The organism is Solirhodobacter olei, assembly GCF_004010155.1.
GTDB lineage: Bacteria > Pseudomonadota > Alphaproteobacteria > Rhodobacterales > Rhodobacteraceae > Solirhodobacter > Solirhodobacter olei.
On sequence record NZ_RRYH01000067.1, the window covers coordinates 1 to 5636 of the forward strand.

The window sequence follows — 5636 nt, forward strand, 5'->3', positions numbered from 1 at the left end:
AAGAGCCCAAGAGACGCGGGCCGGTGAATATCGTGGGATCAGGCTACTTGAGAAACAGAGCCGTTGTGGACGATTGACACCGCGGGCTGCGGAAGGCATATCCGTTGAACCTTCGCCATTTTCCTAACTCTGGGCACGTGGAAGTGAGATACCTCAAATTGTAAAGTTCGATGGGGTCTACAGACTTCCAAGCGAAATCTTGGCCTCGGAAAACAGCAAGAGATTTGATTACATATTTGAAGAGGGCGTCTGGGCGAAATCTACCGGTGGAGAAAGCGTTTCCGGATCGGGCAGTACCCTGACACGGACGGCCCTCTATAGGAACCAACTGCACCAATTTCTCGATCTTCACGCCGGAACAAAGCTTAGGTTCTTTGACGCTCCCTGTGGTGATCTGAATTGGGTTCAGGAGTTTTTTGACCGAGTTGATTATATTGGCGGGGATATATCGGGGGAGCTGGTAGCGAAGCTGACGAAGCAGTTTTCAGACTTGAATCTGATGCAATTTGATATCATCAGAGATGAATTTCCAGAGGCAGATATCTGGCATTGCCGGCATTGCCTTTTTCATCTCAGTCTCGAAGATATTTACCGGGCGATGGTCAATTTTTGCAACTCCAATATAGACCAAGCCCTGATCACGAGCCATTTCCTTCCTGATAGTATCACATTCGATATCCCGACGGGAAGTTTCCGGTTCCTGGATCTCACCAATTTCCCATTCTATCTGCCATACCCGCGTTTGTGGCTTCTGGACAGCGAGCCGTTGAGTGGAACCTGCGCCATGGCCTCTGGTCTCTGGGAGCGGTCGGGCATTGAGAAGGGTGTGGAAAACTACCGCAAATTTGTGGGTGAAGCATAGCCGAGTGCCCTGAGCTTCCGTCACTGAACTTGCCCACCGCTATGCTCAGGAAACAGATGGCCGCCGATGGAGAGCAAACGACCCAAACCGGAAGAGATTATCACGAAATTGCATTAGGTTGAGGTGCTTGTGGGGCGTTGAATCGCGCGCTTTAGGGGGCGCCCGGTCGATTTTCGATGCGGGGTTGGCCGTGCGTAGACGCATCGCTCCGTTTCCCTTCGGGGGCTACTTTGTCGGTCTTTTGCCCCAGTTTTGCCCTTGAGTGTGCTGCCGTTGTGCCCCTGGCGGGCGTGGAAACGAAAAAAGCCCGGGATGACCCGAGCTTCTCCTTTGAAATAGACCCTTTGCGGGGATTTGGCTCCGGTGGTAGGGACCGGAGCCATTTTGGCTTACTCATAACGCATTGAAAATACGGTGTTTTTGCTTCGTCGATCTACGCGGGTGTCACAGTCAGGTGTCACACTTGGTGTCACAGTTTCCGGGGTCCAGCAAGGGATGGGAACAGGCACTGGATCAGGCCCTTCGGCGAGGTCGGAAGGGCGCCAGGAGATGGGGCAGGGCGGCCATGAGCGGCATCCTGGCCGGCCAGTCCCCTCCAGGGTTCAATCTGGGTCGATCAGCAGGTTCGGTCGCGTCCATGACGCGACCGCCGACGACGCCGCGCTGAGCGGCCGTGCCGCCTGTCTCGCCAGGCTGGCTTGATCCGCCGCTTTTGTATTGGGTCAAATATCCCCGCCGGAGGCGTCCAGAACCGCATCGGCGAAGATGCTCCAGGACAGCCTTTCTCTGTGGGCGGCAAGCTGTGGACCGAGCATCTCCCGGGCCCGTTGATCAACCAGGCCATCGAGCAATTCCGCGAGGGCGGCAGGGTCTTCGCTTGGAAACAGCCATCCCGTGCCACCAGGCTCTACCGCTTCCGCGAGAGCCGGGATATCGCTTGCCACCACGGGCCTCAGATAGTTCTGAGCCAGCGCCAGGACACCGGATGCACTTGCTGAGCGATAGGGAGCGACAACGGCGTCGCAGCGATCAAAGTATTCGGCGGCCTCTTCGTCGGAGACGTAGCGTGGGACAACTTCGACCCTGTCGGTCAGCTCCAGTTCCGCGATGATCGATTCAGTCTCGTCTCTTCCCGACCAGAACTCTCCAACCACGGACAGAAAGACGTCCTTCGTTTCCATGCGTGCCATGGCGTGCAGAAGAATGTCCAATCCCTTGTAGGGACGAACCAAGCCGAAGAAGAGGAGCTCTAAATCAGCGCGCCGCTTGAGCGTGCCGGATGGCAACGGATAGTCGTCGTAGCGCGGATGTGGGGAAACGGTCACCGGCAGACCGGGGAAACGCCGCCGCAGCTCTTGCGCGAGGGTTACGTTATGCGTCACGCAGCGGCTCGACTGGCGTAACTGCAAATCCGAAATCAGCGCTTTCCAGCGCGCGGCTTCATGGTCGTCGGCGTTGTGGACGATCGTCACGACCGGAATGTGCCGCCGGCGCAGCGCGCGCGAAACGAAGGCCAGTGCAGGGGCCACGAAGAATGTCCATGCAGGGACGACCGCGATGTCGGGCTTCTCATGCAGCGCTTTTCGCGCAGCTCGGAGCCACGAGAGCGGGTTGACCGTATCGAGACAGAACGATGTAGCAATCCCGCTGGCCGGTTTGGCCCCCAGATCGCGATCGGTCTTACCTGGGTACAAGAGCTTCGGGTATTGCCGTGAAAACGAGATGATGGAGACGTCAGTATCAGGGCGCGACGCAAGCTCTCTCGCGACCGCGGTCGTATGGCGCGCGATCCCACCACGAAAGGGCGCGACAGGCCCGATCACGACGACCTTCATGAATGAGGTTCCCCGTCTCTCGCGGCAAGACGTTCGGCCTTGCCGCCCAGAAGGCCGCTCATTGTGGCGCGGGCGGCGGCAGGCCGCCCCCGAAGAAGCAAGGCAGCGGATGTGATTAGAGCCATCGCCGACAGCCCGGGCAGGCCGTAGCTGTGGAAGCGGCGGACGGTCATTCGACGAGCGCGCCACAAGTAGTAGCTGGAGGTCACACCCCGCCCTCGACCGACACTCTTTGACCCAGCCGACCGACCGGCCTTGTGATAGACGACGCTGTCCGGCGCGTAGCCCAACCGGAAGCGACCGCGCGCACGCCACGCCCAGTCGATCTCTTCGCAGTAGAGGAAGTAGTCCTCTGTCATCGGGCCGATCTCTTCCAGGAATGCCTTACTGACGAGGCAGGAAGCGGCCGACACGTAGCCGAGCCGAGCCTCGACCTCTGTCGCTGCGGGGGCGTTATCCATTGGCCGGTCGGCGGCAATGCGTCTCGCTAGACCAAGGCTTGGATGATAGGAGCATCCCCCAGCAAGTTGGAGCGTGCGCGGCGCATCGTAGAAGGCGATCCGCGAGCCGCAAAGACCGATCGCGGGCGCGTCGGTCACTCGTGCGACCAGAGCCGACAGCGCCATCGGATCGGCGACGGTATCGTTGTTCAGAAGCCAGAAATGTGCAGCGCCGTGCCGATGCGCGAAGTCGAGCCCAACATTATTGCCGCCCGCAAAGCCGAGGTTCGCCCCAGTTCGGATCAGCGTGACCGGGGAAAGGTCGTCAAACGTCCCACCTGACACTTCAGCCGACGCGCGGATGTCCAGCGCCACCGGCTTCGGAACCTGAGGCTCGACCAGCGCATTGCCGATCGAGCCTTCTGGCCGCGCGGCCACACGGCCCGCGGCCCAATCCGCGAAGCGGTCGATGGATCCGTCGGTTGAGGCGTTGTCACACAATATGATGCGGAAACGCGGGTAGTGAAGCTTAAGGCAGGTCTCGAGGCACTCGATGGTGTCACGCCACCCGTTCCAGTTGAGGATTACGATTGCCACCGGAGGGGCGTTCACTGCCATGTGGGGTGTCCAGATTTTCCCTGTGCGTCGGCCACAAGACGTTACGCAAGCCTGCTAGGTCAATACACTGGCCATGCGACCCGAGTCGATATCGCCCGAGGCTGGCTATCGCGATGTTCGATATGGCCCATAACACTGCCCCGGCGGCTCCATATCTGCCCCGACGGCAGCAAGATCGTAGTGGACGAGACCCGGTACGTTCTCGCCGAGTTCCGCCTCGCGCGCCTTCATCTCGGCCACGAGCCGCTCGATGTTGCTTGGGCGCCAAACATCATCCTGGTCGCAATAGGCGAAGTCCCCTGACCTATCGCTGCTTGACCTTGGCGCGCAAGTTCCGGATTGGAGAGCATGGCGTTTATCCTGCCGTTCCTGCGTCGTTACCCCGGGATTGCGAGCATTCTGCGGAATGGCTCGCTGGTGGCGGGCACGCAATGGGCCGAGGCAGGGCTCCGGGGCGCCTATGTCCTGATGATCGGCCGTTGGCTGGGGCCCGAGCTTTATGGCGCCTGGAGCTACGCGCTCGCCAGCTATACCTTCACCATCACGCTCACGCTTTGGGGCCTCGAAACCCTCGTGCCGCTGCATCTCGGGCAAAACCGGAAAGTTGGGGCGTTTCTTGGCACGACTTTGCGGCTGCGCCTCGGATTGCTCTTTCTCGCCGCAGCGGCGCTTGCGGGCTACGCGCTGGCTTTCGAAACCGACACCCTTTCGCGGATGGCGCTGCTGCTGGTGCTGCCGGCGCTGATCGGGCGGGGCGTCGTGCAATGGACGCGAGCGGTTTTTCTAGGGCTCGACCGCAGCAAGACCGCCTTTGGGCTGGCCGTCAGAGTGCGCCTGCTGGAAGTCTGCCTCGGAGGGGTGTCCCTCTGGCTGGGCGCCGGCTTGTTCACCTTGCTCATCATTCACACAGTCTCATGGCTGGTCGAGGCCGGGCTGTCGCTTCCGGCCCTGACGCGACGGATCGAGGCGCCCTTGCGCTTCGAGGCAAGGGAACTGAAGACGGTTCTGGGGGAAGGGTTCGTTCTGGGTCTCGCCACGATGGGCGAGGCGGTTCTCGCCGCCATGCCGCTGATCCTCACCCGCGTGATCGTTGGGGACCTGACAGTGGTTGGGCAACTCGGCGCGGCGATCCAACTGGCCATGCTCGCGGTCATGGGAGCGCAGGGGCTGCTTTCGGCCGCGCTGCCGGTCGTCGGGCGCGCCTCGGCCAGCGCGGATCGCCGGCTGAGGCATTATCCGCTCATCGTCGCCCTCGCGGCCGTGGCCGGTTTCGGCCTTGCAGTCGCGGTGGCCTGGGTCTTCGGGCGGACCTTCGTCCCCGCCATCCTGGGCGCACGGTTTGCTCCGGCCGGCCGGCTGCTTGCCATGTCGCTGTTCGTGGGCGGAATGATGGTGTTGCCGGTCGGAGCCTGGCAGCTTCTGGTCGCGCAGGGGCGACGGTGGCCGGGGGTGGTTGCCGGATGGTCGGGCGCGATAGCCCTCCTGGTAGTGCTACCACCTATGTTGCACGCTACAGGGGCGTTCGGAGCGCTTACCGCTGCGGCCCTCGGCTGGAGCGTGCGCGCGATCATGCTGCTTGGCTGGGCACTTGTCCCGGTCACGGTTCGGGATCGCTGAGGCCTTGTGCGCGAGATGCTCGCGTTTGCCGGTGAGCGGATCATGGAGGTGGAGGTCGAGGCGCGAATGGTGCCGCGAAAGGCGCACATTCTCCGCTGTACGAGGTTCGGCGGAACCGATGCTGACGCCGTCGACGGCGCGGTTGCCGATACGGGAGGCGCCCGCATGTGCCCTGACCGTGGGGCGCATGCGCATGGCGGGCTAATACTACAGTTGCGTTTATTTTGAAGCTCTGATTCACTTCCTGCCATTGTGTGGGAGGAC

General features: G+C 61.4%; 4 protein-coding genes. 2 read left to right on the forward strand and 2 right to left on the reverse strand.

All coding sequences use genetic code 11. The annotated features are described in order from the left end of the window. Positions 1-199: 199 nt before the first annotated feature. Entirely contained in the window at positions 200-862 is a 663-nt protein-coding gene (locus EIP85_RS22325) for a class I SAM-dependent methyltransferase (RefSeq protein WP_127904410.1), read from the forward strand. A gap of 722 nt (positions 863-1584) precedes the next feature. On the opposite strand, the gene EIP85_RS22330 is transcribed toward EIP85_RS22325, so the two are convergent. Continuing rightward, positions 1585-2697, reverse strand: a complete 1113-nt coding sequence (locus tag EIP85_RS22330; protein WP_127904411.1) for a glycosyltransferase — start codon at positions 2695-2697, stop codon at positions 1585-1587. Next, complete coding sequence (locus EIP85_RS22335; protein ID WP_127904412.1) at positions 2694-3755, reverse strand: glycosyltransferase family 2 protein; 1062 nt, start codon at positions 3753-3755, stop codon at positions 2694-2696. The genes EIP85_RS22330 and EIP85_RS22335 overlap by 4 nt, the downstream gene beginning before the upstream one ends. 348 nt (positions 3756-4103) lie before the next feature. Here EIP85_RS22335 and EIP85_RS22340 point away from each other — a divergent pair, with 348 nt between their 5' ends. Further along, the gene (locus EIP85_RS22340) at positions 4104-5372 is read left to right on the forward strand and encodes a lipopolysaccharide biosynthesis protein (RefSeq protein ID WP_127904413.1); all 1269 of its coding nucleotides are present in this window, start codon (positions 4104-4106) and stop codon (positions 5370-5372) included. Positions 5373-5636 lie beyond the last annotated feature (264 nt).